The sequence below is a fragment of the Streptomyces sp. NPDC014894 genome (assembly GCF_043080985.1).
Classification (GTDB): Bacteria; Actinomycetota; Actinomycetes; order Streptomycetales; family Streptomycetaceae; genus Streptomyces.
The window spans coordinates 51,682-77,711 of record NZ_JBIBWD010000021.1; the positions used below are offsets into that span (position 1 = coordinate 51,682).

20 protein-coding genes are annotated in these 26,030 nt (G+C 73.5%); 6 read left to right on the forward strand and 14 right to left on the reverse strand.

Annotated features, from left to right (window positions below; all coding sequences use genetic code 11):
• Positions 1 to 204: 204 nt before the first annotated feature.
• The 10 genes from ACF089_RS33380 to ACF089_RS33425 form a co-directional block, all read right to left on the reverse strand.
• Positions 205 to 1,329 (reverse strand): inositol-3-phosphate synthase, encoded by a 1,125-nt coding sequence (locus ACF089_RS33380; RefSeq protein WP_392035087.1) that lies wholly within the window; start codon positions 1,327 to 1,329, stop codon positions 205 to 207.
• A 252-nt stretch (positions 1,330 to 1,581) separates the two neighbouring features.
• Positions 1,582 to 5,388 (reverse strand): ThuA domain-containing protein, encoded by a 3,807-nt coding sequence (locus ACF089_RS33385; RefSeq protein WP_392035090.1) that lies wholly within the window; start codon positions 5,386 to 5,388, stop codon positions 1,582 to 1,584.
• A gap of 215 nt (positions 5,389 to 5,603) precedes the next feature.
• Positions 5,604 to 6,608 carry a sugar phosphate isomerase/epimerase family protein gene (locus ACF089_RS33390; RefSeq protein WP_392035093.1) on the reverse strand — a complete coding sequence of 335 codons (1,005 nt, stop codon included), beginning with the start codon at positions 6,606 to 6,608 and terminating at the stop codon, positions 5,604 to 5,606.
• A 49-nt stretch (positions 6,609 to 6,657) separates the two neighbouring features.
• Positions 6,658 to 7,875 carry a Gfo/Idh/MocA family protein gene (locus ACF089_RS33395; RefSeq protein WP_392035096.1) on the reverse strand — a complete coding sequence of 406 codons (1,218 nt, stop codon included), beginning with the start codon at positions 7,873 to 7,875 and terminating at the stop codon, positions 6,658 to 6,660.
• Between the two features lie 56 nt (positions 7,876 to 7,931).
• A complete protein-coding gene (locus ACF089_RS33400) occupies positions 7,932 to 8,978 on the reverse strand; it encodes a substrate-binding domain-containing protein (RefSeq protein ID WP_392035099.1) in 1,047 nt (348 codons plus the stop codon).
• Between the two features lie 79 nt (positions 8,979 to 9,057).
• The gene (locus ACF089_RS33405; RefSeq protein WP_392035102.1) at positions 9,058 to 10,098 is read right to left on the reverse strand and encodes an ABC transporter permease; all 1,041 of its coding nucleotides are present in this window, start codon (positions 10,096 to 10,098) and stop codon (positions 9,058 to 9,060) included.
• Positions 10,095 to 11,627 (reverse strand): sugar ABC transporter ATP-binding protein, encoded by a 1,533-nt coding sequence (locus tag ACF089_RS33410; RefSeq protein ID WP_392035105.1) that lies wholly within the window; start codon positions 11,625 to 11,627, stop codon positions 10,095 to 10,097. Before ACF089_RS33410 ends, ACF089_RS33405 begins: the two co-directional genes overlap by 4 nt.
• Positions 11,628 to 12,204: 577 nt before the next feature.
• Positions 12,205 to 13,386, reverse strand: a complete 1,182-nt coding sequence (locus ACF089_RS33415) for an ROK family protein (RefSeq protein WP_392035108.1) — start codon at positions 13,384 to 13,386, stop codon at positions 12,205 to 12,207.
• A 291-nt stretch (positions 13,387 to 13,677) separates the two neighbouring features.
• Positions 13,678 to 14,154, reverse strand: coding sequence for an NUDIX domain-containing protein (locus ACF089_RS33420; RefSeq protein WP_392035111.1), 477 nt, complete (start codon positions 14,152 to 14,154; stop codon positions 13,678 to 13,680).
• Positions 14,155 to 14,185: 31 nt separating this feature from the next.
• A complete protein-coding gene (locus ACF089_RS33425) occupies positions 14,186 to 15,133 on the reverse strand; it encodes a beta-ketoacyl-ACP synthase III (RefSeq protein WP_392035114.1) in 948 nt (315 codons plus the stop codon).
• 215 nt (positions 15,134 to 15,348) lie between these two features.
• Between ACF089_RS33425 and fdhD the strand changes: the two genes are divergently transcribed.
• Positions 15,349 to 16,188, forward strand: coding sequence for a formate dehydrogenase accessory sulfurtransferase FdhD (gene fdhD, locus ACF089_RS33430; protein ID WP_392035117.1), 840 nt, complete (start codon positions 15,349 to 15,351; stop codon positions 16,186 to 16,188).
• Between the two features lie 62 nt (positions 16,189 to 16,250).
• Here fdhD and ACF089_RS33435 read toward each other — a convergent pair whose 3' ends face one another.
• On the reverse strand, positions 16,251 to 16,652 hold the full coding sequence (locus ACF089_RS33435; protein ID WP_392035119.1) for a (2Fe-2S) ferredoxin domain-containing protein: 402 nt from the start codon (positions 16,650 to 16,652) through the stop codon (positions 16,251 to 16,253).
• Positions 16,653 to 17,041: 389 nt separating this feature from the next.
• Here ACF089_RS33435 and ACF089_RS33440 point away from each other — a divergent pair, with 389 nt between their 5' ends.
• From ACF089_RS33440 to ACF089_RS33455, 4 genes are all read left to right on the forward strand, one after another.
• Entirely contained in the window at positions 17,042 to 18,865 is a 1,824-nt protein-coding gene (locus ACF089_RS33440) for an AMP-dependent synthetase/ligase (RefSeq protein ID WP_392035122.1), read from the forward strand.
• Positions 18,866 to 18,961: 96 nt separating this feature from the next.
• On the forward strand, positions 18,962 to 19,795 hold the full coding sequence (locus ACF089_RS33445) for an aldo/keto reductase (protein ID WP_392035125.1): 834 nt from the start codon (positions 18,962 to 18,964) through the stop codon (positions 19,793 to 19,795).
• A 142-nt stretch (positions 19,796 to 19,937) separates the two neighbouring features.
• The gene (locus ACF089_RS33450) at positions 19,938 to 20,405 is read left to right on the forward strand and encodes a hypothetical protein (protein ID WP_392035127.1); all 468 of its coding nucleotides are present in this window, start codon (positions 19,938 to 19,940) and stop codon (positions 20,403 to 20,405) included.
• A gap of 116 nt (positions 20,406 to 20,521) precedes the next feature.
• Complete coding sequence (locus ACF089_RS33455) at positions 20,522 to 21,004, forward strand: RICIN domain-containing protein (RefSeq protein ID WP_392035130.1); 483 nt, start codon at positions 20,522 to 20,524, stop codon at positions 21,002 to 21,004.
• Between the two features lie 106 nt (positions 21,005 to 21,110).
• On the opposite strand, the gene ACF089_RS33460 is transcribed toward ACF089_RS33455, so the two are convergent.
• Positions 21,111 to 22,025 (reverse strand): class I SAM-dependent methyltransferase, encoded by a 915-nt coding sequence (locus ACF089_RS33460; protein WP_392035133.1) that lies wholly within the window; start codon positions 22,023 to 22,025, stop codon positions 21,111 to 21,113.
• A complete protein-coding gene (locus tag ACF089_RS33465; RefSeq protein WP_392035136.1) occupies positions 22,022 to 23,014 on the reverse strand; it encodes a cupin domain-containing protein in 993 nt (330 codons plus the stop codon). The genes ACF089_RS33460 and ACF089_RS33465 overlap by 4 nt, the downstream gene beginning before the upstream one ends.
• An 80-nt stretch (positions 23,015 to 23,094) precedes the next feature.
• On the opposite strand from ACF089_RS33465, the gene ACF089_RS33470 reads away from it, so the two are divergent.
• On the forward strand, positions 23,095 to 23,943 hold the full coding sequence (locus ACF089_RS33470) for an NAD(P)H-binding protein (protein ID WP_392035139.1): 849 nt from the start codon (positions 23,095 to 23,097) through the stop codon (positions 23,941 to 23,943).
• A gap of 433 nt (positions 23,944 to 24,376) precedes the next feature.
• Here the strand turns inward: ACF089_RS33470 and ACF089_RS33475 are convergent, their stop codons facing one another.
• Positions 24,377 to 25,981 (reverse strand): ATP-dependent DNA ligase, encoded by a 1,605-nt coding sequence (locus tag ACF089_RS33475; RefSeq protein WP_392035142.1) that lies wholly within the window; start codon positions 25,979 to 25,981, stop codon positions 24,377 to 24,379.
• Positions 25,982 to 26,030: the final 49 nt, after the last annotated feature.

Genomic DNA, 26,030 nt, shown 5'->3' on the forward strand with positions numbered 1-26,030 from the left:
CGGGTACCGGTCCGGGCCCAGGCGCGGGCTGCCCGGGCCCAGGCGCGGCGCCCGGTCCGGATCGGGGGGCGGTGCGGGCGGGGGCGGGGGCGGCCGTCCCGGTCAGCCGGTGGAGGGCGCCGCGGAGCCGCCGGGCGGCGGAGCGGGAGCGGGGGCCGGTGCGAGGGGGGCGGGCCGGTGTGGCGATCCGCCCGAGGAGGGTGGTCATCGGGCCTCCCCCAGACGCCGGGCGAGGGCGTGGAGTTCGGCGAACTGTTCGTGCAGGGTGGCGGGCCCGCCGTCGGGGTCCTTGAAGTAGAAGCCGAGTTGGGGCAGCGGCCCGGAGAGTCCGGCCTCGTGGGCGCGGGCGGCCAGCCGGGCGAGATCGAGGACGAGCGGGGCGGCGAGGGCCGAGTCGCAGCCCTGCCAGATGGTCTGGAGGATCGTCCGCGAGCCGAGGAAGCCGTCGAAGGCGATGTGGTCCCAGGCGGTCTTCCACTCTCCGAGGGCGGGCACCTCGTCGATGTGGACGGCTCCCTCGGGGGTGTGGCCGAGGGTGTCGGTGAGGACGCGTTCCTTGCCGGCGTTCTTGGCGGCCGCCGCGGCGGGGTCGGCGAGGGCCGCGCCGTCGTTGCCGCCCAGCAGATTGCTCCCGGACCAGGCCCGGACGGTGAGCGCGCGCTGGACGAACATGGGCGCGAGGACGGAGCGGAGCAGGGTCTGTCCGGTCTTTCCGTCGCGCCCGGCGTGGGGCGGTCCGCCGGTCGCTGCGGCGAGGTCGGCGAGGGCGGGGGCGCGGAGTCCGGTGGAGGGGGTGAAGTTGACGTAGGCGCAGTCGGTGCGGAGGGCGGCGGCCGCGTAGAGGGAGCTGGGGGCGAGCCGCTCGGCTCCCGGCGGGGGCGCGGGCTCGGTGGAGGCGACGTTGACGACGACGACCCGGGCGAGGCGGTTGCGGTCGCGGAAGCCGGCGATGTCGGCGGCGAAGCGGCGGATGAGTTCGTCGTCGGTGCGGGTGTCGCCGGGCTGGGGGCCGCCGGGGCGGACGGCGCGATCGGCGGCGGCGAGTTCGGCGTGGACTGCGGCGGCGAGTCCGTGGGGCAGGACGCCGGCGGCGGTGAGGTGCTCGGCGCGTTTGGGCAGCGGGCAGGGGTCGGTGTCGTGGCCGCCGAAGACGAGGGAGGCCAGGGCGGGCAGCCGGGCGGCGGCGAAGGGCGGGGTTTCGGTGATCATGCCGGTGGGCGGGTGCAGTCCGGCGGTGACGGCGGCGCGGCCGGCGATGGCGGTGGTGGCGACGGAGCCGCGGGCTCCGACGAGCCAGACTCCGGTGGGCGGGTTCTCGTTCGGCGACACGGGCTGCTGCCTCCCTGCCTGGCGGCTTCGAAGAGGTGGTGGGGCTGTCGGCTCTCGAAGAGGGGCCGTACTTCTCGCGGTGGGGGCCGATGGATCTCGAAGCGGGGCTCTGCTTCTCGCGGGCGCGGGGCCGGTGGCTCACGGATACGGGTCGGGCGGTTCCCGGACGCGGAGCACCGCCGGCTCACGGACGAGGGGGACGGCGGGCGGGGGGTACGGCGCCTCCCCGCCCGCCGTCGTCCGGGGCGGGGATCAGTCGCGCGCTTCCTTGATGGTGATGTCGCGGAAGGAGACCCGGTCGTCCGGCCCGTGGTTCTGGAGGCCGATGTGGCCGTCGGCGAGGCTGCGGGCGGGGTCGGTGTTGGTGAAGCTGTTGATCTTCGTGCCGTTCAGGAAGACCTGGAGGCGTTCACCGCGGACCTTGATCTCGTAGGTGTTCCACTGTCCGGGCGGCCGCAGGGCCCGGTCGCGGGCTCTGAGGTCGGCCGATTTGAATCCGTAGACCGCGCCGGTGGTGCGGTCGGGGGTGTCGGTGGCGTCGATCTGGATCTCGTAGCCGTGGTTGACGGCGGACCAGGGGTCGTCGGAGGCGGGGAAGCCGACGAAGATCCCGGAGTTGGAGTCGCCGGTGACCTTCCAGTCCAGTTCGAGGGTGTAGGAGCCGAGTTCCTTGGCCTGGTACCAGAGGAGGCCCATGCCGTTCTCGCCGCGCAGTTCGCCGTCGGCGACGGTGAAGGCGCCGGATCCGGCCTGCTTCCAGCCGTTGAGGGTCTTGCCGTTGAAGAGGGCGCGTTCGCCGGTCCGCGGTGTGCAGTCGGCGGCGACCTGTCCGGAGGCGTAGCGCAGGGCGCCCAGCAGGTGCTGGCGGAAGGCGGGTTCGGCGTACGAGTCCTTGGTGTGGCCGCCGCCGGTGTAGAAGGAGCGGCCGCCCTGGTAGGTCTGGCACCAGGCGATGGGGTGGTCGCCGTTCATGGTGCCGCCGTCGTAGGTGGTTTCGTCGAGGGTGGCGAGGACGCGGGTGCGCGGCCTGGGGTTGGCGGCGTAGTTGTACCACTCGTCGGTGCGCTGCCACTCCTGGCCGAGGTGCTGGGTGGCGGGGTGGGTGTGGTCCTCGACGCGGACGGTGGCGGGCTGGATCCGGGGGTGGGAGCTGAAGTAGGCGCCGACGAGTTCGCCGTAGAAGGGCCAGTCGTACTCGGTGTCGGCGGCGGCGTGGACGCCGAGGTAGGCGCCGCCGGTGGCGATGTAGTTCTCGAAGGCGGTCTGCTGGGCGGCGTTGAGGACGTTGCCGGTGGTGGAGAGGAAGACGACGGCGTCGTAGCGGGCGAGGTTGCTGGTGGTGAACTGGGCGGCGGTCTCGGTGGAGTCGACGGTGATGTTGCTGCTTCTGCCGAGTTCCTTGAGGGCGGCGACGCCGGTGGGGATGGATTCGTGGCGGTAGCCGGCGGTCTTGGAGAAGACGAGGACGCGTTTGGCGGTCCGGTCGGCCGGGCTGTTGGAGAAGGTGAAGTCGTCGAGGTCGTAGAGGGCTCCGCTGCCGCCCTTGAAGACGAGGAAGAGTTCGGTGGTGTTTCTGGGGACGGATCTCAGGGCGATGTCGATGTCCTGGAAGGTCTCCCAGCCTCCGGTGACGGGGACGACGCTGGCTCCGAGGAGCTTGCCGTCGGCGGATCCGGTGCGGACTTCGAGGAAGCCGCCGGCGCCGTTGGAGGCGATGCGCGCGGTGAGTTTGGTGGCTCCGGCGAGGTTGTAGGGCTTGAAGGAGATCCAGTCCGCGTTGTGGATGTCGCCGACGGTCTTGCCGCCGTTGGCGGTGGCTTTGTTGTACGTGCGGACGCCGGCGGAGCCGGTGAAGTGTTCGGCCTGGCGGTGGCGGGGCTGGAGCTGGATCTGGTCGTGGGTGGTGAGGGGTGCTTGGCCGCCGCCTCCGAAGTCGGTGTATTCGGCGTCGAGGACTCCGAAGATGTTGGCGTTGGGGTCGTGTCCGCCGTCGGAGGAGGTTTTGATGGTGCCGGTGCAGCCGTTGGCGGAGGTGATGGGGTGGCCGTGGCTGTCGTGGCCGAGGATGTAGCTGACTTTGACTCTGGCGCAGTCGACGGGTCCGTCCTCGGCGTCGGTGGCCTTCACCTTGAAGGTGATCTCGTCGCCGAAGCTGAAGAGGGTTCCGTCGTCGGGGAGTTGGAGGGTGACTTTGGGCGCGGTGTTGCCGACGACGACGCGGACGCCGGCGGAGCCGGTGCGGCCGCTGGGGTCCTTGGCGGTGTGGGTGGCGGTGTAGGTGCCGTTGGCGCGGTAGACGTGGGTGGGGTTGGCCTCGGTGGAGGTGGTGCCGTCGCCGAAGTCCCAGTGGTGGGTGAGGGGGTCGCCGTCGGCGTCGGTGGTGCCGGCGGAGGAGAGGGCGACGCGCAGCGGGGCTTTGCCGGAGGTGCGGTCGGCGGCGGCCTCGGCGACGGGTGAGCGTCCTCCGGTGGCGTTCTCGATGCGGTAGAGGGCGGAGTTGTGGTCGCCGCCGAACCAGGCGGTGCCGTAGTCGAGTACGTAGAGCGCGCCGTCGGGTCCGAAGGCCATGTCCATGACCTGGGTGCCGGTCCAGGGGAAGGGGTTGATGGTGGTGACGGCTCCGTCGGGGCCCTGTTCGATGCGTTTGATCCAGCGGCGGCCGAACTCTCCGGCGAAGTAGTCGCCGTCGTAGGCCTCGGGGAATTTCACCGGGGAGGGGTTGGCCGGGTCGTAGCGGTAGACGGGGCCGCCCATGGGTGATTCGGATCCGGTGCCGAAGGCGGGTACGGAGCCGCCGTCGTAGGGGATCCACGCTTTCTGCGCGGGGGGCAGTTCGGTGAGGCCGGTGTTGTGGGGGGAGTCGTTTCTGGGGGCGGCGCAGTTGAAGGGGGCGCCTGGGGTCTTGGTGGCGAAGTCGTAGTCGACGTAGGGCTCGCCGGCGACGTTGCAGAGGGGCCAGCCGAAGTTGCCGGGGCCGGTGACGCGGACGAAGCCGACTTTGCCGGAGGGGCCGCGGGCGGGGTCGGCGGCGGAGGCGTCGGGGCCGTAGTCGCCGAGGTAGACGTGGCCGGTCTTCTGGTCGACGCTGAACCGGAAGGGGTTGCGGAAGCCCATGGCGTAGATCTCGGGCCGGGTTCTGGCGGTGCCGGGGGCGAAGAGGTTTCCGGCGGGGACGGTGTAGGAGCCGTCGGGGTGGACCTTGATGCGGAGGAGCTTTCCGCGGAGGTCGTTGGTGTTGCCGGAGGTGCGGCGGGCGTCGTAGGCGGGGTTGCGGCCGGCGCGTTCGTCGATGGGGGTGTATCCGTCGGAGGCGAAGGGGTTGGAGTCGTCGCCGGTCGACAGATAGAGGTTGCCCTGGGCGTCGAAGTCGATGTCGCCGCCGACGTGACAGCAGATGCCGCGGGTCGCCGGGATGTCGAGGATCTTCTTCTCGCTGGCGTTGTCGAGGGTGCCGTCGGGCTTGAGGACGAAGCGGGAGAGCCGGTTCACTCCGTCGAAGCGGGCGAAGTCGGCGGCGGTGCCGTCGGCGGGGGCGTCGCCCTGGGGGGTGTCGAGGGGCGGCGCGTAGTAGAGGTAGATGAAGCGGTTCTGGCTGAATCCGGGGTCGAGGCCGATGCCCTGGAGGCCCTCTTCGTCGTGGGTGTAGACGGGGACGGTGCCGGCGATCCGGGTGGTGCCGGCGCTGTCGGTGAGCCGCAGTTCGCCGTTGCGTGAGGTGTGGAGGACGCTGCGGTCGGGCAGGACGGCGAGCGATATCGGTTCGCCGGTCTCGGCCGCGCCCTTGGCGAGGGTGACTTGCTGGAACTGTTCGGCCGCCGGGTCCGGGGCGGTTTCGGCGGCGGCGGGGGACGGGGCGATGGCGAGGGTGGAGGCGGCGAGCAGGAGGCCGGTGACGAGTGCGAACGCCTTGCGCGCTCGTGGTCTTGTCCTTCGGGCAGGGGGGTTACGGTGCGGGTTCGGGTGCACGTGTCTCCTCCGGAGTGGACCGGTCGAACGGGCGGGAGTGCCGTGGAACCGGAGTGCGCCGTCACACCGGAACCAGCTAGGTGCAGTACACATCTGGGACGGTAGACGCGTAGGTCCGGGTCGCATAGCCCTTGCGCGGGGCCTAAGTTCATCTTTTTCCCGCCACAGGACAAAGCGGTTCCGGGCAGGGCGGACCGGCCCGGCGGCGGATCCGGCCGCCGGGCCTCGGACCTGCGCCGCCGGGGCCTCGGACCTGCGTCGATGGGCGTCGGGCCTGCACCGGTGGGTCGCGGCGGGCCCCGGCGGGGTCAGTCGCCGGCGCCGAAGGCGGCGTCGAAGGAGGCGGCGGGCGGCTCGAAGTCGAACTGCCGGAGGTGGGCCAGCGCCTCGGGCGCGCCGGTCAGCCGGTCCATTCCGGGGTCTTCCCACTCCACGGAGATCGGCCCCCGGTAGCCGATGGAGCGCAGCATCCGGAATACGTCTTCCCAGGGGACGTCGCCGTGTCCGGCGGAGACGAAGTCCCAGCCGCGCCTGGGGTCGCCCCAGGGCAGATGGGAGCCGAGCCGGCCGTTGCGGCCGTCGAGCCGGCGGCGGGCGTCTTTGCAGTCGACGTGGTAGATGCGGTCGCGGAAGTCGTAGAGGAAGCCGACCGGGTCGAGGTCCTGCCACATGAAGTGGCTGGGGTCGAAGTTCAGGCCGAAGGCGGGGCGGTCGCCGACGGCGGCGAGGGCGCGCCGGGTGGTCCAGTAGTCGTAGGCGATCTCGCTGGGGTGGACCTCGTGGGCGAAGCGGACTCCTTCGGCGTCGAAGACGTCGAGGATGGGGTTCCAGCGTGCGGCGAAGTCGTCGTAGCCGCGGTCGATCATCGTCTGGGGTACGGGCGGGAAGAGGGCGAGGAGGTGCCAGATGGAGGATCCGGTGAATCCGACGACGGTGTCGACGCCGAAGGCGGCGGCGGCGCGGGCGGTGTCCTGGATTTCGGCGGCGGCGCGGGTGCGGACGCCTTCGGGTGTGCCGTCGCCCCAGATTCTGGCGGGGAGGATGGCGCGGTGGCGTTCGTCGATGGGGTCGTCGCAGACGGCCTGGCCGACGAGGTGGTTGGAGACGGCCCAGCAGCGCAGGCCGTACTTCTCCAGGAGGGCGTGCCGGCCGGGGAGGTAGCCGGGGTCGGCGAGCGCCCGGTCGACTTCGAAGTGGTCGCCCCAGCAGGCGAGTTCGAGTCCGTCGTAGCCGAAGTCGCGGGCGAGGCGGCACACCTCCTCCAGGGGCAGATCGGCCCACTGGCCGGTGAAGAGTGTGAACGGACGTGGCATGGCGCCTCGCCTCCCTCTCTCGTTCCTGCGCGGTGGTTTCCGGTGCGGGTCAGGGCATGGGCGGTACGGCGGTGTGGACGGCGTTCTTCTCGGCGCTCTCCTCGACGGCGGCCAGTACCCGCTGGACCTGGAGCCCGTCCGCGAAGGAGGGGGCGGGCTCCGCGCCGTGGGCGATCGCCTCGATCAGGTCGCGGGCCTGGTGGGTGAAGGTGTGCTCGTAGCCGAGGGCGTGGCCGGGGGGCCACCAGCCGCGGAGGTAGGGGTGGTCGGGTTCGGTGACGAGGATGCGGCGGAAGCCGGAGTTGGCGGCGGGTTCGGTGTGGTCGTGGAAGGAGAGTTCGTTGAGCCGTTCGAGATCGAAGGCGAGGGAGCCGTGTTCGCCGTTGATCTCGAAGCGGAGGGCGTTCTTTCGGCCGGACGCCATCCGGCTGGCCTCGAAGGAGGCCAGGGCGCCGGAGGCGAGGCGTCCGTGGAAGAGGGCGGCGTCGTCGACGGTGACGGTCCCGCGGGCGGCGGTCATCGTCCCCGCGCCCATGCCCGTTCCGGCGCCGGGGACGTTCCGCGGCGGCAGGGGGCGTTCCCGGACGAAGGTGTGGGTGAGCGCGCTGACCCCGGTGAGCGGTTCTCCGGCCAGGTGCTGGGCGAGGTCGACGATGTGCGCGCCGAGGTCGCCGAGGGCTCCGGAGCCGGCGTGTTCCCGTCTGAGCCGCCAGGTGAGCGGGGCGGCCGGGTCGACCAGCCAGTCCTGGAGATAGGTGAAGCGGAGATGGCGCAGCGTTCCGAGGCGGCCCTCGGCGATCAGCCGCCGGGCGTGGGCGACGGCGGGCACGCGGCGGTAGTTGAAGCCGACCATGGCGATCTGGCCCCGGGCGCGGGCGCGGTCGGCGGCCGCGCACATGGCCTCGGCCTCGGCGACGGTGTTGGCGAGGGGTTTCTCGCACAGGACGTGCTTGCCCGCCTCCAGGGCGGCGACGGCGATCTCCGCGTGGAGGTCGCCCGGGGTGCAGATGTCGACCAGCTGCACATCGTCCCGGGCGACGAGGGCGCGCCAGTCGGTCTCCGCCGCGGCCCAGCCGTGGCGCTCGGCCGCGGCGCGCACGGCGGAGGGATCGCGGCCCGCGACGGCGGCGAGGACCGGCCGCATCGGGAGGTCGAAGGCGCGGGAGACGGTGCGCCAGCCCTGTGAGTGGGCGGCTCCCATGAACGCGTATCCGACCATGCCGACGCCGAGTGTCGGCGGTGCGGCCTCACTGTCCCTCTGTTGCATACGGTTCCTCCGGTCGTCCTCGTCGGTGTGCTCGGCGGCGGGGGCGGGCGCGCCGGTCAGCTGAAGCCGGTGGGCAGGTACTCGTCGACGTTGTCCTTGGTGACGACGGCCGAGTAGAGGGTGATGGAGGCGGGGATCTCCAGTTCGGACAGCCCGCCCACGCCCTTGCCCTGGGCGACGGCGCGGGCGATGTCGATGGCGGAGGCGGACATCGTCGGCGGGTAGAGGACGGTGGCCTTGAGGACGCTGTCGTCGGCCTTGATGGCGTCCATGGCGGATCTGGCTCCGGCGCCGCCGACCATCAGGAAGTCGTCGCGGCCGGCCTGGGCGATGGCGCGCAGCGCGCCGACTCCCTGGTCGTCGTCGTGGTTCCACAGGGCGTCGAACCGGCGCTGGGCCTGGAGCAGCTGGGCCATTTTGGCCTGGCCGGACTCGACGGTGAAGTCGGCGGCCTGGCGGGCGACTTTGGTGATGTTGGGGTAGTTCTTGAGGGCGTCGTCGAAGCCCTGGGTGCGCTGTTTGGTGAGTTCGAGGTTGTCGACTCCGGCGAGTTCGATGACTTTGGCGTCGGCCTTGTCCTTGAGGCGTTCGCCGATGTAGCGGCCGGCGTTGAGGCCCATGCCGTAGTTGTCGCCGCCGATCCAGCAGCGGTGGGCCTGGGGGGAGGCGAAGACGCGGTCGAGGTTGATGACGGGGATGCCGGCCTTCATGGCCTGGAGTCCGACCTGGGTGAGGGCTTTGCCGTCGGCGGGGAGGATGACGAGGACGTCGACCTTTTTGTTGATCAGGGTCTGGATCTGGCCGATCTGGGCCGCGGTGTCGTTGGAGCCTTCGGTGATCTCCAGGGTGACGTCGGCGTAGGTCTTGGCGCGGGCGCGGGCGTTGTCGTTGATGGCGTTGAGCCAGCCGTGGTCGGCCTGGGGTCCGGCGAAGCCGATGGTGACGGCTTTGCCGGGCCGGTCGTCGGCGGCGGGCGCGCGGCTGGTCTCGGTGTCCTTCTTCGCGGGTTCGTTGCTGGTGCAGCCGGTGAGGACGGCGCCGGCGGAGACGGCCGCGGTGCCGAGGAGGAGTCTTCTGCGGCTGGGGAGGGGGCTCTGTGGCATGGCGGGACCGGCCTTCGGTTGGTGTCGGACGGGCTGTGCGGGACAGGGCGGGGCGGGTGTGGAGCGGGGCGGGCGGGGTTCAGCTCTGGCCGGAGCCGCGCAGGGTGCGGTGTTGCACGAGGACGGCGGCGACGATGATCGCGCCCTTGGCGATCTGCTGGACGGCGCTCTCCAGGTTGTTGAGGGCGAAGATGTTGGTGATCGTGGTGAAGATCAGTACGCCGAGTACGGAGCCGGCGACGGTGCCCCGGCCGCCGCTGAGGAGGGTGCCGCCGATGATGGCGGCGGCGATGGCGTCCAGCTCGTACAGATTGCCGTTGGTGTTCTGGCCGGAGCCGGAGAGCACGATGAGCATGAAGGCGGCGATGCCGCAGCAGAGCCCGGAGAGCAGATAGAGCTGGAGCCGCTGGCGGCGGACGTCGATGCCGGCGAGGCGGGCGGCTTCGGCGTTGCCGCCGACGGCGAGGGTGCGGCGGCCGAAGGTGGTGCGTTTCAGCAGCAGGCGGCCGATGACGACGACGGCCGCGAAGACGAGGACGAGGGGCGGGACGCCGAGGATGTTGGCGTCCTTGACGCCGAGTTCGAGGACCGCGTCGACGGTGACGATCTGGGTCTTGCCGTCGGTGATCTGGAGGGCGAGTCCTCGGGCGGAGGCGAGCATCGCGATGGTCGCGATGAACGGCACCATCCCTCCGTAGGCGATGAGGAGTCCGTTCACGAGTCCGCAGCCGACGCCGACGGCGACGGCGGTGAAGAGGATGCCGGCGAATCCGTACTCCTGGGTGGCGACGGTGGTGGCCCAGACGGAGGCCAGGGCGACGATCGCGCCGACCGACAGATCGATGCCGCCGCTGGTGATGACGAAGGTCATGCCGACGGTGACGACGCCGATGACGGAGGCCTGGGTGAGGACGAGCTGGAGGTTGCTGGTGGCGAGGAACTCGTCGGGTTTGGTGAGGCCGCCGACGACGATCAGGGCGGCGAGGACGCCGAGGAGGGAGAGGGTGCGGACGTCGGGGCGCGAGGCGCGCGCGGGGCGGGTGTCCTCGCGCGGGGCGGGCGGGGTCTTGCCGAGGTCGACGGGTGCGTCCCGGTGCGCCGGAGAGGCGGGCTCGGTCATGGCTGCGGGCTCCCTTCCATCACGAGGTCGAGTACGCGGTGCTCGTCGAGGTCGCGGGCGTCGGCGGTGTGCACGACGGTTCCCTCGCGCAGGACGAGCACCCGGTCGGCGAGGCCGAGCACTTCGGGCACCTCGCTGGAGACGAGGAGGACGGCGAGCCCTTCGCCGGCGAGCCGGCGGATCACCGCGTACAGCTCGGCGCGCGCTCCGACGTCGACGCCCCGGGTGGGCTCGTCCAGGAGGAGCACGCGGCAGCCGCGCAGCAGCCAGCGGGCGAGCACGGCCTTTTGCTGATTGCCTCCGGAGAGGGTGCGGACGGCGGTGTCGGGTCGGTCGGGGCGCAGGGAGAGTTCTCTGGTGGCGCGCTGTGCGGCGGCGCGTTCGGCGGCGCGGTCGACCCAGCCGGCGCGGGCGAATCGGGGCAGTGAGGCGAGGGAGACGTTGCGGGTGACGGATTCCATGAGGAGGAGGCCCTGGGCCTTGCGCTCCTCGGGGGCGAGTCCGATTCCGGCGCGGACGGCGGAGCGGACGCTGCCGGGGCGCAGCGGGGCGCCGTCGACGAGGACGCGTCCGGCGGTGGGGGTGCGGGCGCCGTAGATCGTCTCCAGGATCTCGGAGCGTCCGGAGCCGACGAGTCCGGCGAGTCCGACGATCTCTCCGGGGCGGAGTTCGAGGTCGACGGGGGTGAATTCGCCGCGCCGGGCGAGTCCTTGGACGCTGAGGACCGGGGGTACGGGGTCGGCCTCGGGGGCGGTGGGGCGCGGGGGGCGGGCGGGGAAGACATGGGTGACGTCGCGTCCGGTCATCAGGGCGACGATGTCCCGGGTGGGGGTGGTTCTGGCGGGGAGTCCGCCCGCGACGGCCCGGCCGTCCTTGAGGACGGTGACGCGGTCGCCGATGCGGCGGATCTCTTCGAGGCGGTGGGAGATGTGGACGACGGCGACGCCGTCGGCGGTGAGGCCGGAGACGACGCGGAAGAGGTTGTCGACCTCGTCGGGGTCGAGGGAGGCGGTGGGTTCGTCCATGACGATGAGGCGTACGTCGTGGGAGAGGGCGCGGGCCATGGAGACGATCTGCCGCTGGGCGGCGGGGAGGTCGCCGACGAGCCGGCCGGGGTCGATCTCGGGGTGGCCGAGCCGGGCGAGGAGGCGCGCGGTCGCGGTGCGGGCGTCCTTGGCGCGGACGATGAATTTGGCGGTGGTGGGTTCGTGGCCGAGGTGCACGTTCTCGGCGACGGAGAGTCCTTCGACGAGGTCGAGTTCCTGGTAGATGGTGGCGATGCCGAGCCGCATGGCGGCGATGGGCGAGGTGAGGGCGGCCGGCTCGCCGCGCCAGCGGATGGTGCCGCTGTCGGGGCGGTGGGCTCCGGCGAGGACTTTGATGAGGGTGGATTTGCCCGCGCCGTTCTGTCCGAGGAGGCAGTGGACCTCGCCGGCGCGGACGTCGAGATCGACGCCGTCGAGGGCGCGGACGCCGGGGAAGGTTTTGGTGATGCCGTTCATGGTGAGCAGGGGCGGTGCTGGTGCCATGACAGATCCCCTCGGCGGATGGGGTCGTTGAGCACGGAGGGTTGAGGGTTCGCTGGGGCCGCCGGGCCGGTCGGTCCGGGCGATCGGTCCGGCCGGGTGGTCCGGGCGGCGGGGGTACGTCGGCGGGGGGCCGGGGCGGATTCCTGCGGCGGTCCGGTCCTGTCCGGTCCGGCCGCGCACGCCGGAGCCGGACGGGCCGGATCCTGCGGGATCCGGGGCGATGCGGTGGGAGCCGGGGCGGTGCGGTGGGAGCCGGGGCGATGGGCTGGGGGCGGGGCCGGTGGGCCGGTCGGGCCCGTGGGGTCGGTCAGGCCGGTGGATCGGTCGAGCCCGTGGAGTGTGCCGGGCCGGGTGGATCGGTCGAGCCGGTGGTCGGTAGCGCCCCTGGGACCGGTCGATCCGGTCGGTGGGACGAGCCCGTGGGACGCGCCAGGCGGAGGGGACGGTTGAACCGGTGGATCGGTCGAGCCAGTCGTTGCTCAGGCCGGCGGGTCCGGCGGGCCCGTGGCACGGTCGGCCGGGCCCGTGACCCCGTCGGGCCGGTGGGTCGGTGGATCGGTCGTGGCCCCGGGAGGGTTCAGGCCGGGGAGAAGAGGTGGTCGCTGATGAGCCGGGCCGCGCCGGTGACTCCGGCGATCTGCCCCAGCTCGCCGAGGACGATGGGGAGATTGCCGGTCGCCAATGGCAGCGACCGGCGGTAGACCTGGGTCCGTACGCTGGCGAGGAGGGTGTGTCCGAGGCCGGTCACCCCGCCGCCGATCACCACCAGCCCGGGGTTGAAGAAGCTGACGAGTCCGGCGACGACCTGGCCGACGCGGTTGCCGCCGTCGCGGATGAGGCGGAGCGAGGCGGCGTCGCCCGCGGCCGCCGCCGCGGCGACGTCGGCGGCGTTCAGGGAGCCGGCGGCGGCGAGCCGCTCGGCGAGTTCCGGGGAGCGGCCGGAGCGGGCGGCCTCCTCGGCGTCGCGGGCGAGCGCCGCGCCGCTGAAGTGCGCCTCCAGACAGCCCTGGTTGCCGCAGGCGCAGAGCCGCCCGCCGGGGTCGACCTGGATGTGCCCGATGTCGCCGGCGCTGCCCGTCGTGCCTCGGTAGACCTCTCCGCCGACGACGATGCCGCAGCCGATGCCGGTGCCTATCTTGACGCAGAGGAAGTCGGCGACGGAGCGGGCGACTCCGGCGTGCTGCTCCCCCATCGCCATCAGATTCACGTCGTTGTCGACCATGACGGGGCAGCCGAGGTCCTGGCTGAGGGCCTCGCGTACGGGGAAGCCGTCCCAGCCGGGCATGATCGGCGGGGCCACGGGGACGCCCTCGGGGAAGCGGACGGGCCCGGGGACTCCGATGCCCGCGCCGTCGAATTCCTCGGCGAGTCCGGTGGCTCTGAGTTTGGCCGCCATCGACAGGGCCTGCTCGAAGACGGCGACGGGTCCTTCGCGTACGTCCATGGGGTGGTTGAGATGGCCGAGGACCTCCAGTTCCGCGTTGGTGACCGCGACGTCGATGGAGGTGGCTCCTATGTCGACGCCGAGGAAGCGCAGTTCGGGGGCGAGCCGGATGTTGTGGGAGCGGCGTCCGCCGCGTGAGGCGGCGAGCCCGTCGGCGACGACGAGTCCGGTCTCCAGGAGCCGGTCGACCTCGACGGCGAGCTTGGAGCGGGAGAGGTCGACGAGATCGCCGAGCTGGGCGCGGGAGTTGGGCCCTCCGTCGCGCAGCAGCCGGAGCAGCCGGGCCTGGTGCGCGTTCGCGGGTCGAGCGGTCATCCGTCTCAACTGCCCCTCCCATCCCCCGGCCTTCGGCGCGGGGAACCCGATGCGGCTCGGCGATCCGGCTTTGAACCGAACGTAGCAGCGCTTTCCCGGAGGGGGAAGAACTTGCGCAGAGATCCGATGCGACTTCATCCACACCCAGGACAAAGGGGGGTGCTCCGACGGACCCGGCGACCGGTCGGGCCGTGGCCCGGAGGGCGGGGCGGAGGCGGGGCGGAGGCGGAAAGGCAGGCGGGCGCGGGGACGCGCCAGCAGGCGCGGGAGGACAGCGGGGGCGCGGGAAGGTCAGCGGCTGCGGGTCTCGGGGAGGGAAATCAGGCGGTCGAGGAAGACGCGCTGGCCGGCGACGAGCTTGCGGCGGGCCTCGTCCGGTCCGCACCACTGGGCGCGGTCGATCTCGGGGAACTCCTGGAGGCGGCCGGAGCGCGGGGGCCACTCCATGGTGAAGAGGCCGGGGACGACGAGGTCGGTGTCGAGGTCCCCGTCGAGCGCCCAGACGGTGACGATCTTGCCGTTGCGCTGGCGGGCTTCGCCGAGCGGCAGCCACGCGCCGTCGGGCGGGGCGAGGCCCAGCTCCTCCTGGAACTCCCGGCGGGCGGCCGCGCGCGCCTCTTCCTCCGGGGTGTACTGCCCCTTCGGCACCGACCAGGCCCCCTCGTCGCGGCCTTCCCAGAACGGTCCGCCCATATGGCCGATGAGGACTTCGAGGTCCGCGTCCCGGCCGCGGAAGAGCAGCAGTCCGGCGCTGGTCACAGCGGTCATGGGTCTCCTCGCCTGCCGGGCGGCCGGCGGCTCAGGGGCAGCGGATGATCTGGCCCGCGTAGGACAGATTGCCGCCGAAGCCGAAGAGCAGCACCGGATCGCCCGAGGAGATCTCCCCGCGCTCGGCGAGTTTGGCGAGCGCCATCGGGATGGAGGCGGCCGAGGTGTTGCCGGACTCGACGACGTCGCGGGCGATGACCGCGTTGACCGCGCCGATCTTGTGCGCGACCGGCTCGATGATCCGCAGATTGGCCTGGTGCAGGACGACGGCCGCGAGGTCCTCGGGGCGGACGCCGCCGCGCTCGCAGACCTTGCGGGCGATGGGGGGCAGCTGGGTGGTGGCCCAGCGGTAGACGGACTGGCCCTCCTGGGCGAACCGGGGCGGGGTGCCCTCGATCCGTACCGCGTGGCCCATCGAGGGGACCGAGCCCCAGAGCACGGGCCCGATGCCGGGCTCCTCGCCCTCCGGGACGGCCTCGACGACCGCGGCGCCCGCGCCGTCGCCGACCAGGACGCAGGTGGTGCGGTCGGTCCAGTCGGTGACGGCGGTCATCTTGTCCGCGCCGATCACGAGGACCCGCTCGGCGGCCCCGGCCCGTACGGTGTGGTCGGCCGTGGCGAGGGCGTGGGTGAAGCCGGCGCAGACCACGTTGACGTCCATGACCGCCGGGGACTCCATGCCCAGCCGGGCGGCGACGCGGGCGGCCGTGTTCGGGGAGCGGTCGATGGCGGTGGAGGTGGCGACCAGGACCATGCCGATGTCCTGGGGGCTGAGCCCGGCGGAGGCGAGCGCCTTGGCGCCGGCGTGCGCGGCCAGTTCGTCGACGGGCTCGTCGTCCGCGGCGGTGTGGCGGGTCTCGATGCCCACGCGGCTGCGGATCCACTCGTCGCTGGTGTCGACCAGGGCGGCGAGGTGCTCATTGGTGAGCACGGCGGCCGGTTGGTAGTGCCCGAGGGCGGTGATGCGTGAACCTGTCATGGCGGGTCCCCTCCGTGCGGGCAGTGGAATGCCCCAGTCTTCGCTGCTACCAACCGGTACGGCGGCAGGTGATCCCACAGGATGGGCCCCGTGAATTTGGAGCTTCCCGAAGAGTGACGGTACCGGTGGGTCCCCCTCCCCGGCCTCCGGGGGCCCGCCGTCGGTGAGAATGGGGCGGTCCGGAGCACCGCGCCGAAGAATCGGGACTGATCATCATGGGACGGCTCACCGAGCGCCGCCGCGTCATCCGCATCCGGGACGGCGTGGTCTCGACCCGTCCCGACACCCTGGTGGCGGAGGAGCCGCTGGAGATCCGGCTGAACGGGAAGCCGCTCGCGATCACCATGCGCACCCCGGGCGACGACTTCGCGCTCGCGACCGGCTTCCTGGTCAGCGAGGGGGTGATCGGGGCGGCGGACGAGGTGCGGACGATCGCGTACTGCGCCGGGGCGACGGCCGAGGGCGTGAACACGTACAACGTGGTGAATGTGACGCTCGCGCCCGGGGTGACGGTCCCGGACATCAGTCTGGAGCGCCATGTGTACACCACGTCGTCGTGCGGGCTGTGCGGCAAGGCGAGTCTGGACGCGGTGCGCACCACGGCGCGGTTCGCGATCGCGGACGCTCCCCGGCTGCGGGTCGCTCCGTCGCTGCTCAGCGCCCTCCCCGACCGGCTGCGGGAGGCCCAGCGGGTCTTCGACCGGACCGGCGGTCTGCACGCCGCCGCGCTCTTCTCGGAGGACGGGGAGCTGCTCGACGTCCGGGAGGACGTGGGACGGCACAACGCGGTGGACAAGCTGGTGGGGCGGGCGCTGGCCGGGGGCGGGCTGCCGCTGTCGCGGGCGATTCTGCTGGTGTCGGGCCGGGCGTCGTTCGAGCTGGCGCAGAAGGCGGTGATGGCCGGGGTGCCGATGCTCGCGGCGGTGTCCGCCCCGTCGTCGCTGGCGGTCGATCTGGCGGCGGAGAACGGCCTGACGCTGGTCGGGTTTCTGCGGGGTACGGGGATGAACGTGTACGCGGGCGAGGAGCGCGTGGTGCTGGACGGCGAGGTCTGACCGACCGACCGACCGGCCCGCGCGCACGACGCCGGGCGCGGCCGGCCGGGGCCCGGCGCGGCTCAGCGGCGGCGCTTCACGGGGGCCGGGGCCGGGATGGTCTGGAGGGTGAGGGACGCGGGCGGTTCGGCGAGTCCGGGGCCGCCCGCCTCGGCCCAGGCGACGACGTCGTCGAGCGCGTCGTCGTCGAGGGCCCAGCCGATCCAGGTGGCGCGGGCTCCCCGGCGGCGGCCCTCGGAGGAGGGCTGGACGACGATCACATTGGCCTGGGCGCAGGGTCCGAGGCACTCGCTCGTACGGATCTCCAGCCGTCCCCCGGACGCGGCGGCGGCCTCGCGGAGCCGGTCCAGCTGACCGTCGTGGTCGGTGCCGGGGTGCTTGCGGGCGCTGCCGCAGCAGCAGCCCCGGCAGACGACGAGGGTGCAGGGGCGGGCGCGGAAGGGGCGTATCGCAGACGAGGTCACCGGGTGATCGTCTCAGTCCGGGGGCGCGGGGCACAGTGGGTCCGGGGGCGGGTGTCCGTATCCGGTACGGCGCCGGAACCGGCGTCCCGTACGGGCGGGCGGGGGACGGCGGGGGCGGGCGGTGACCGTACTTGTCCGGAAAGGTACGTACCAAACTCCCCGCAAACGGTAAAGCGGAGGTGCGCCTCTTGTGTCGATGTGGTGGAGATTGCGTCCCGGCGTCCTCACTCCTCGGTCAGAACCCTGTCCGGGCCTTCCGTATGTGACCGGATTTCCGCCGCTGACCTCATGCGACGCCCCGCGCCCGGCGGTCCGGCGGCGCTCCGGCGACCGCCGTACGGGTGGGATAGCGTCGCGGCGCTGGGTTGAGCACCAGGAGGAGCGGGCCCTTGCGCGAGATCACTGTCCCTCCCCTGGACGCGCCTCCGCTGGTCGGCGGGCTCGCCGACGCGGTCTTCGAACACGCGGAGCGCGACCCCGGCCGGGTGGCCCTCGGGCGCGCCGACGCGGCGGGCCGCTGGCGGGACGTGACGTCGGCGGACTTCCGCGACGAGGTGCTCGCGCTGGCGAAGGGGCTGCTCGCCGACGGGGTGCGGTTCGGCGACCGGGTCGCGCTGATGTGCCGTACCCGGTACGAGTGGACGCTCTTCGACTTCGCGATCTGGACGGTCGGCGCGCAGTCGGTGCCGCTCTATCCGACGGCCTCCGCCGAGCAGGTCCGCCGGACGCTGTACGACGCCGGGGTGACGGCCTGTGTGGTCGAGCACGAGGACCACGTCATGACGGTCGGCTCGGTGATCGACCGGCTGCCGCTGCTGAAACGGCTGTGGCAGCTGGACGCGGGGGCGGTGGCGGAGCTGGTCGCGGCCGGCGCGCACATCGACGACGAGGTGGTGCACCGGCACCGGCGGGCGGTGACGCCGGACTCCACGGCCACCGTGATCTACACCTCCGGGACCACCGGCCGCCCCCGGGGCTGTGTGATCACCCATGCCCATCTGATGTTCGAGACCGACACCGTCGCCGGGCGCTGGTCGCCGGTCTTCCGCGCGCGGCCCGGCGAGGAGGCCGCGACCCTGCTCTTCCTGCCGCTGGCGCATGTCTTCGGCCGGATGGTGGAGGTGGCGGCGGTGCGCGGCCGGGTCAAGTTCGGCCATCAGCCGGTGCTGCGGACGGGCGCGCTGCTGGCGGCCCTGGCGGCGTTCCGGCCGACGTTCTTCCTCGCGGTGCCGTACGTCTTCGAGCGGATCTTCGACGCGGCCCGGCGGCGGGCCGAGAGCGAGGGGCGGGCGGTCCTGTTCGAGAAGGCCGTCGAGGTGGCGGTGCGGCACGCCGAGGCCCGGGAGGAGCAGGCGTTCGGGCTCGGCCCGGGGCCGTCGGCGGGGCTGCGGATGCGCCATCAGTTCTTCGACCGGGCCGTGTACACGAAGCTGCGGGAGGCGATGGGCGGCCGGGTGCGGTACGCGATGTCCGGGGGCTCGGCCCTGGACCGGCGGCTGGGGCTCTTCTTCGCGGGGGCGGGGGTGACGGTCTTCGAGGGGTACGGGCTCACCGAGTCGACGGGCGCGGCGACGGCGAACCCTCCGGAGCGCCCCCGGTTCGGCACGGTCGGCCGTCCGATTCCGGGGACGACGGTGCATGTGGCGGCGGACGGCGAGGTGTGGCTGCACGGCGGGCACGTCTTCTCGGGGTACGTCGGCGACCGGGGGGCCACCGAGGCGGTGCTGCGGGACGGCTGGCTGGCGACCGGGGATCTGGGGTCGCTGGACGGCGACGGCTATCTGACGATCACCGGGCGGAAGAAGGAGATCCTGGTGACCTCGGGCGGCGAGAGTCTCTCCCCCGTACGGCTGGAGGAGCGGGTGCGATCGCATCCGCTGGTGGCGCAGTGCCTCGTGGTCGGGGACGGCCGGCCGTTCGTGGCGGCGCTGGTGACCCTGGACCAGGAGGCCGTCGACCACTGGCTGTCGATGCGGCGGCGGCCCCGGCCGCCGCCCGAGCGGCTGGTGCGGGACCCGGCGCTGGAAGCCGAGATCCGGCGCGCGGTGGTGGCGGCCAACACCCTGGTGTCGCGGCCGGAGTCGATCCGTACGTTCCGGATCCTGGCGCACCCCTTCAGCGAGGAGCGGGGGCTGCTCACCCCGTCGCTGAAGCTGCGGCGGCGGGCGATCGAGGAGGCGTACGCGGCCGAGGTCGACGCGCTGTACCCCTGAGGGGCGCGCGCCCGGCCGGCGGTGGCCGGGAATGCTCGTCGGGCGTTGATCGTTGACCATGGGAGGAACAACCGACGACGTAAGGACCGACCCCCCGTGAGCAAGGTTCCCTCCATCACCCTCAACAACGGTGTCGCGATGCCTCAGCTCGGCTTCGGCGTGTGGCAGGTGCCCGACGACGAGGCCGCGCAGGCGGTCGCCACGGCCCTGGAGGCGGGCTACCGCAGTATCGACACCGCCGCGATCTACGAGAACGAGACGGGCACGGGCCGTGCCATCGCCGCCTCCGGGGTGCCTCGCGAGGATCTCTTCGTCACCACCAAGCTGTGGAACGACTCCCAGGGGTACGACGCGACGCTGCGCGCCTTCGACGCCTCCCTCGGCAAGCTGGGCCTGGACCGGGTGGATCTGTATCTGATCCACTGGCCGATGCCGTCGAGGGATGAGTATGTCGACACCTACCGGGCCTTCGAGAAGATCCTCTCGGACGGCCGGGCCGGGGCGATCGGGGTGTCGAACTTCCTGCCGGAGCATCTGGAGCGGCTGATCGGCGAGACGTCGGTGGTGCCGGCGGTGAATCAGATCGAGCTGCACCCCCAGTTGCAGCAGTCCGCGTCCCGGGCCTTCCACGCCGAGCACGGCATCGTGACCGAGGCCTGGTCGCCGCTGGGCCAGGGCAGGGGGCTGCTGGAGGTCCCGACGGTCATCGCGATCGCCCGCAAGCACGGCCGGACCCCGGCCCAGGCGGTGTTGCGCTGGCATCTCCAGCTCGGCCATGTGGTGATCCCCAAGTCGGTGACGCCCTCCCGCATCCGGGAGAATCTGGACGTGTTCGACTTCGAGCTGGACGCCGACGACCTGGCCGCGCTGGCGGCGCTGGACGAGGGGAAGCGGCTGGGCCCGGACCCGGCGGTCTTCGACGTCGTCTGAGGCCGGCGCGCGCTCGCGCCGCCGGCTCCGCGCGGGCCGGGTGTGCGGGGGTGCGGTGCGGCGTGTCACGGCGGGCGGGTACGGCCGGGCGTGGTATTCCGGCGCTCCCTGCGCGCGCCGCCTCATAGTATTTTCTGACGGTATGCCTACCGTGACGCTCCAGATCGGCCACCCGCTGGAGGCAGTCATGGAGCGCGGCACCCGGACCACCGCCACCGCCCTCGCGGGCGCGGCACTGCTGGTCGGCGCCGTGGGCACGGCCATGGCCGTCGTGGACCCGGCCCCCGGCGCGGGACGCTCGACGGCGGCGGGCCTCGCCCCGGGCCCGCGCGGCGGACCGGCGCTCACCGCCCGGGCCACCGCGACGGGCGTCCGCGCCTGGCAGGGATTCCGCGTCCACGGAACCGCCGAGGAGCTGCGGCCCGGCACCCGGGTCGCGCTCCAGCAGCGGCAGGGCAGACGCTGGGTGACGCTCCCCGCCGCCATGAGCCTCACCCGGGAGTCGGCCTACCGGATGCGCGTCCGCCTCGGGATCCAGGGCCGCAACACCCTCCGGATCGTCGGCGGCGGCCGCGCCTCCGCGCCCTTCGTCGTCCAGGTGCGGCGCTGACCGTACGCGATCCCCCGCGCCGGGCGGCCCGCGCGAGGGCTCCGTACGGCCCGTTCGACGTCTCTCGTACGATCGTCCGGCGACGAGTCACAGCGCCGAACGAGGAGTACAGGGAATTGAACGGGGCATTCCGGCCGGGCCGGCATCTGGTGCGCAACGTCGGCAGCGGGCTGCTCCTCGAGGTGTACGGCGGGGCCCGGGGCAGCGGGGCCGTCGTCCAGCTGGCCGCCGAGACCGGCGCGGCCGCCCAGCAGTGGCTGATCGAGCCCGTACCGGGCGGCAGCGGCCTCCACCACTTCGTCAACGCCGCCAGCGGCAAACGGCTCGATGTCACCGGCGCCTCCACCGAGAACGGCGCGCGGATCCAGCAGTGGCGGGCCAACAACTTCGGCGCCCAGGAGTGGATCATCGAGAGCCATGTCGACGCGCCGGGCACCGTCGCCGTCGTCAGCTTCGTGAGCGGGCTGCTGCTGGAGGCCGAGGACGGCGGTGCGGACGGCGGCGGTACGGGGCCGGGGGCGCGGGTGCGTCAGTGGGAGGACACGGACTCCCCCGCCCAGCAGTGGCGGCTGGAGCCCTGCGCGGCCGACCCGGCCTGACCGGACGCCCGCGTCCTCCGGACGGCCCGTCGCGAGGCGGCCCGCACCCGCCCCCGGCCGACCGGCGGCCGGCCCCCGTCGCGATCGGGGCGCCGGCCGGGACGGGTCAGCGGCGGGCGGCGTGCACCGTGTGGGCGAGGAGCAGACAGGTGTCCGTACGGTTCCTCAGCGCCTCGGGGTCCCCGGGGTCGAGCAGCCGGTCCAGTACGGCCAGATCCTCGGCCGAGAGCTGTTCCGCCATCCCCTCGCGCGCCCGGGCGAAGAACTCGACATGCTGCTCGCGCACCGCCTCCGGGGCGGGGGCCGGGATGTCGAGCAGGAAGGAGCGGGCGCCGCTCGGGGTCAGCCCGGCGGCGGCCAGCAGCGCGCGCCAGTCCTCGACGACGGGCCGGGTGCCGGGCAGGGACTCCCGCATCGCGGTGAACCACTCGGCGCCGGCCGCGTCCATCCGGGCCTCCAGACCGGGCCGTCCGAAGCCGAGGTCGCGGGGCAGCCGGCGGGCGGGGAGCCCGCCCTCGACCACGGCGAGCAGACCGCCGGGCCGCAGCAGCGCGCCGAGGTCGGCGAGGGCGGCGGACTGGTCGCCCAGATGGTGGACGGCGTTGCCCGCCCAGATCAGGTCCGCCCGGCCGAGCCGGTCCAGATCGCCGGGGAGTTCGGCGTGCAGGGCCGAGAAGCGGTCGGCGATCCCGGCCCGCTCGGCCCGGGCCCGGGCCCGCTCCAGCAGCTGGGGGGTGGCGTCGACGGCGACCACCTCGGCGGCCGGGAAGGCCTCGGCGAGCAGGGTGGTGAGCACCCCGGGGCCGCTGCCGACGTCGAGGATCCGGCGGACCCCGTCCGCCGGGACCAGGGTGGCGAGCCAGGCGGCGGCCTGACGGTAGAGAGGGCTCTCGATCTCGGCCTTGCTCTCCAGATGGGGACCCATGGCGTCCCAGTCCAGGTGTCCGGCGTCGTGGTGGTGCCCCGTGTGACCGGTGCCGCCGCGGTGCTGCGGGCGTCCGGCGTCGTGGTGATGGCTCATGTGCTCATGCTCGGCCGTCGGTGCCGAGATGGCGAACCCGGTTGCCGTTTCCGCAACACGGTGCCGAGGCGGTGCTCCTGGGGGCTGATGCCGCGCACCCGTTTGAAGGCCGCGCTGAGCGCGAACGAGCCGCTGTAGCCGACCTTGCGGGCGATCGTCTCGACGGTGTCGTCCGAGGCGCGCAGCAGATCGGCGGCGAGGTCGAGCCGCCAGCGGGTGAGGTGGGTCATCGGCGGCTCGCCCGCGAGTTCGTGGAAGCGGCGGGCGAGCTGGGCCCGGGAGACGCCGCACCGGGCGGCGAGGGAGGCGACGGTCCAGGGGTGGGCGGGCTCGTCCTGCATCAGGCGCAGCGCCCGGCCCACCACGGGGTCGCCCAGCGCGCGGTACCAGCGCGGGGCGCTCGCCTCGGGGCGGGCGAACCAGGCGCGCAGCGCGCTGATGAGGAGGAGGTCCAGCATCCGGTCGAGCATGGCGCTCTGGCCGGGCTCCTCGCGGGCGAGTTCGTCGCCGAGGAAGGGCAGCAGCGGGCAGCTCCAGTCGTCGGCGGCGAGGTGGATCAGCGGGGGCAGGACGTCCAGCAGCCGTGCGCTGACCTCGCCCTCCATCTGATAGGCGCCGACCTGTATGTCGGCCGATCCGTCGGGGTCGTTGCCCCAGGTGCGGACGCCCATGCTCATGGACTCCATGAGCGGTTCGCCGCGCAGGCTGCGGCAGACGCCGCCCGGTCCGGCCAGCGCCTGCGGCGCGGTGCCGGGGCTGTCGGCGATCGTGTACGGGGCGGGGCCGCGGGCGATCGCCACATCGCCGGGGCGTATCAGGACCGGTTCGCCGGTGTCGGGGACGATCCAGGCCTCGCCCGCGGTGAGGCACATCAGGGCGAGCGGGGCGCGGTCCTCGACCCGTACCGACCAGGGCGGCTCCATCACCATCCGCAGCAGGAAGGCGTCGCGGGCGCGTGGTCCGTCGAGGAGTCCTGCGAGAGCGTCCATGGGGCCAGCGTAGACGAACGCGTATGCGGATGAGCCTGTGGAGCATGGATCGTCCACGGCGGGTGGGTGAGTCTGGGGGCATGACAGAGAACACGGAGCGGGACACGGTGTTGGTGACGGCGGCGACGGGCAAGACGGGCCGGCGGGTGGCGCGGCGGCTCCTGGAGCGGGGCGCGACGGTGCGGGCGGGTTCGCGCCGGGGCGAGGGCCCGGGCGGGACGGTCTTCGACTGGGAGTCCCCGGCCACCTGGGCTCCGGCGCTGAGCGGGGCGGACGCGGCCTATGTGGCGTACTACCCGGATCTGGCGTATCCGGGGGCCGTGGAGGCGATGCGCGCCTTCGGCCGGGCGGCGGCGGACGCCGGGGTGCGGCGGCTGGTGCTGCTGTCGGGGCGCGGGGAGCCGGAGGCGGAGGCGGCGGAGAGCGCGCTGCGGGACGCGGGGGTGGATCTGACGGTCGTTCGGGCCGCGTTCTTCGCGCAGAACTTCTCCGAGGGGGCGCTCGCGGAGGGGGTGGCCCAGGGGCGGATCCCCTTCCCCGCGGGGTCGACGGCGGAGCCGTTCATCGATCTGGAGGACCTGGCCGACGTCGTGACGGCGGCCCTCACCGAGGAGGGGCACGCGGGGAGCGTCTACGAGGTGACCGGCCCGCGGCTGCTGACCTTCGACGAGGCGGCGGCGGAGATCGGCGCGGCCGCGGGCCGGCCGGTGAGCTATGTCCCGGTGTCCGAGGACGAGTTCCGCGGGATGCTGCCGGAGCTGGGCTTCTCGGAGTCGGACGCGAGCTGGCTCGCCCGGCTGTTCGCCATGCTGATGGACGGGCACAACGCCTCCACGACGGACGACGTGCGCCGGGTGCTGGGCCGCGCCCCGCGCGACTTCACGGCCTTCGCCCGGGAGGCGGCGGGCGAGGTGGTCCGGGGCGGCTGAGGGGGCGTCGCCCGGGGAGGGGGTGCGGTGTCCGTCCCGCGCTCCTTCGGGGCCGGGGCCTCCCGTACGGGCAGGCCTCCCGTCGGCGCCGAGGGCGACCGCGCCGGCCGGGAGGGAGAGGGTCCGGCACGCGCCCTCCGGAGGGCCGGGCGGCCGAGGCTCGTACCGTACGTGGACGAAACGGCGGGCCGCTCCGAGGCCCGGGCTCGGGCGCCGGGCGTGGTGCCGCGGGCTCTCGCACCGCCGGCGCGAGCGGTCGGCTCGCGCTCCCCGTGTCCGGAAGCGGTCCTCAGCGTCGCCCGTCCGCGCGGACGGGCGGGGTCAACGGTCCGGGGGCGGGCGGTCGGGGTCAGCGGTCCGGGGCCGGGTGGTCGGGGTCAGCGGTCCGGGGCCGGGCGGTCGGCGTCAGCGGTCCGGGGCCGGGCGGTCGGCGTCAGCGGTCCGGGGCCGGGCGGTCGGGGTTCGTGGCGGGGGCGGTGTGGAGGATGTGGCCGATGGTGTCGGCTTCGTGGGCGGGCTTGTCGGGGCGGTGGCGCAGCACGCGGGCGAAGCGCAGGGTGATCCCGGCCGGGTAGCGCGTGGAGCGCTGGAGTCCGTCGTAGGCGATCTCCACGACCAGTTCGGGGCGGACCCGTACGGTGCGGCCGTCGTCGTCCACGGCGAGCGCGCGCAGCCGTTCGGTCTGTGCGCGCAGCATCTCGTCGGTCAGTCCCTTGAAGGTCTTGCCGAGCATGACGAAGCCCTCGCCGTCGTCGCTCCGCGCTCCGAGGTGGAGGTTGGAGAGCAGTCCGGTGCGCCGTCCGTGTCCCCATTCGGCGGCGAGGACGACGAGGTCGAGGGTGTGGACGGGTTTGACCTTGAGCCAGGAGCGGCCGCGGCGGCCGGCCGCGTAGGGCGCGTCGAGCGCCTTGACGAGGACGCCTTCGTGGCCCCGGCGGAGGGTGGCGGCCATGAACTCCTCGGCGGCGGCGAGCGCGGGGAGGTCGGCGGGGTCGGCGACGACGGTGCGGCGGACCCGCAGGGGTTCGGGGACGAGGCGGGCGAGGACGGTGTGCCGGTCGGCCGCGGGCAGGTCGAGGGTCTCCGTCCCGTCGGCGGCGAGGACGTCGAAGAAGACCGGGGAGAGGGGGAGCGCGGCGCGGGCCGCCGCGACGTCGGTGCGGGAGCCGACCCGGGAGGCGATCTCCTGGAAGGGGACGGGCCGTCCGTCGCGGTCGAGCGCGATGACCTCGCCGTCGAGGATGAAGCGGTCGCCGGTGAGCCGCTGGACGGCCTCGGCGATGTCGGGCAGCCGGTCGGTGATGTCGTCGAGCGAGCGGGTCCAGATCCGGATCCGGTCGCCGTCGCGGTGGACCTGGACGCGGATGCCGTCGAGTTTCTCCTCGACGGCGCAGGGCGCGCCGAGGGCGTGTACGGCGTCGGTGACCGTTCGGGCGGTGTGCGCGAGCATGGGGAGCACGGGGGTGCCGACGGTGAGGCGGAAGCGGTCGAGCGCGGCGGGCCCCTCGGCCAGGAGGGCGGTGGCGACGCGGGGCAGGGATCCGTCGAGCATGACCGCCCGGCGGACCGCGTCGGCGGGGGCGTCCGCGGCCCGGGCGGCGGCTTCGAGGGCGATGGCGTCGAGGGCTCCCTGGCGTACCTCGCCGAGCAGCAGCCGGGTGAGGAAGCGCTGTTCTTCGGCGGTCGCGGCGGCCATCAGCGTGTGCAGGAGCTGTCGGCGTGCCGTCCGGGAGCCGGGGCCGCCGAGCCGGGCGATGCCGGTGATCGCGGCGTCGGCGTCGGCGACGGTGAGGGTGGCGGCGGGGGCGGGCGGCGGCGGGTCCTGGAGCAGGCTCCAGCCGATGCCGGGGCGGCCCTGCGGCAGCCGGCCGGAGAGGTAGGCGATGACGAGGGCGACGTGTTCGGGGCGGGTGGCGGCGAAGAGGTCGGCCAGCAGGGCGGTCTTCCGTGAGCGCGCGGAGGCGGCGGCCACGTCCCGGGAGACGTCGGCGAGCCGGGCGAGCGGGGGGCTCTGGCCGGGCGGGTCGTCGGGGGCCATGCGGCCATGGTGCGTCGCGGGGCGGCCCGCCGCACCCCGGGGCGGCGGG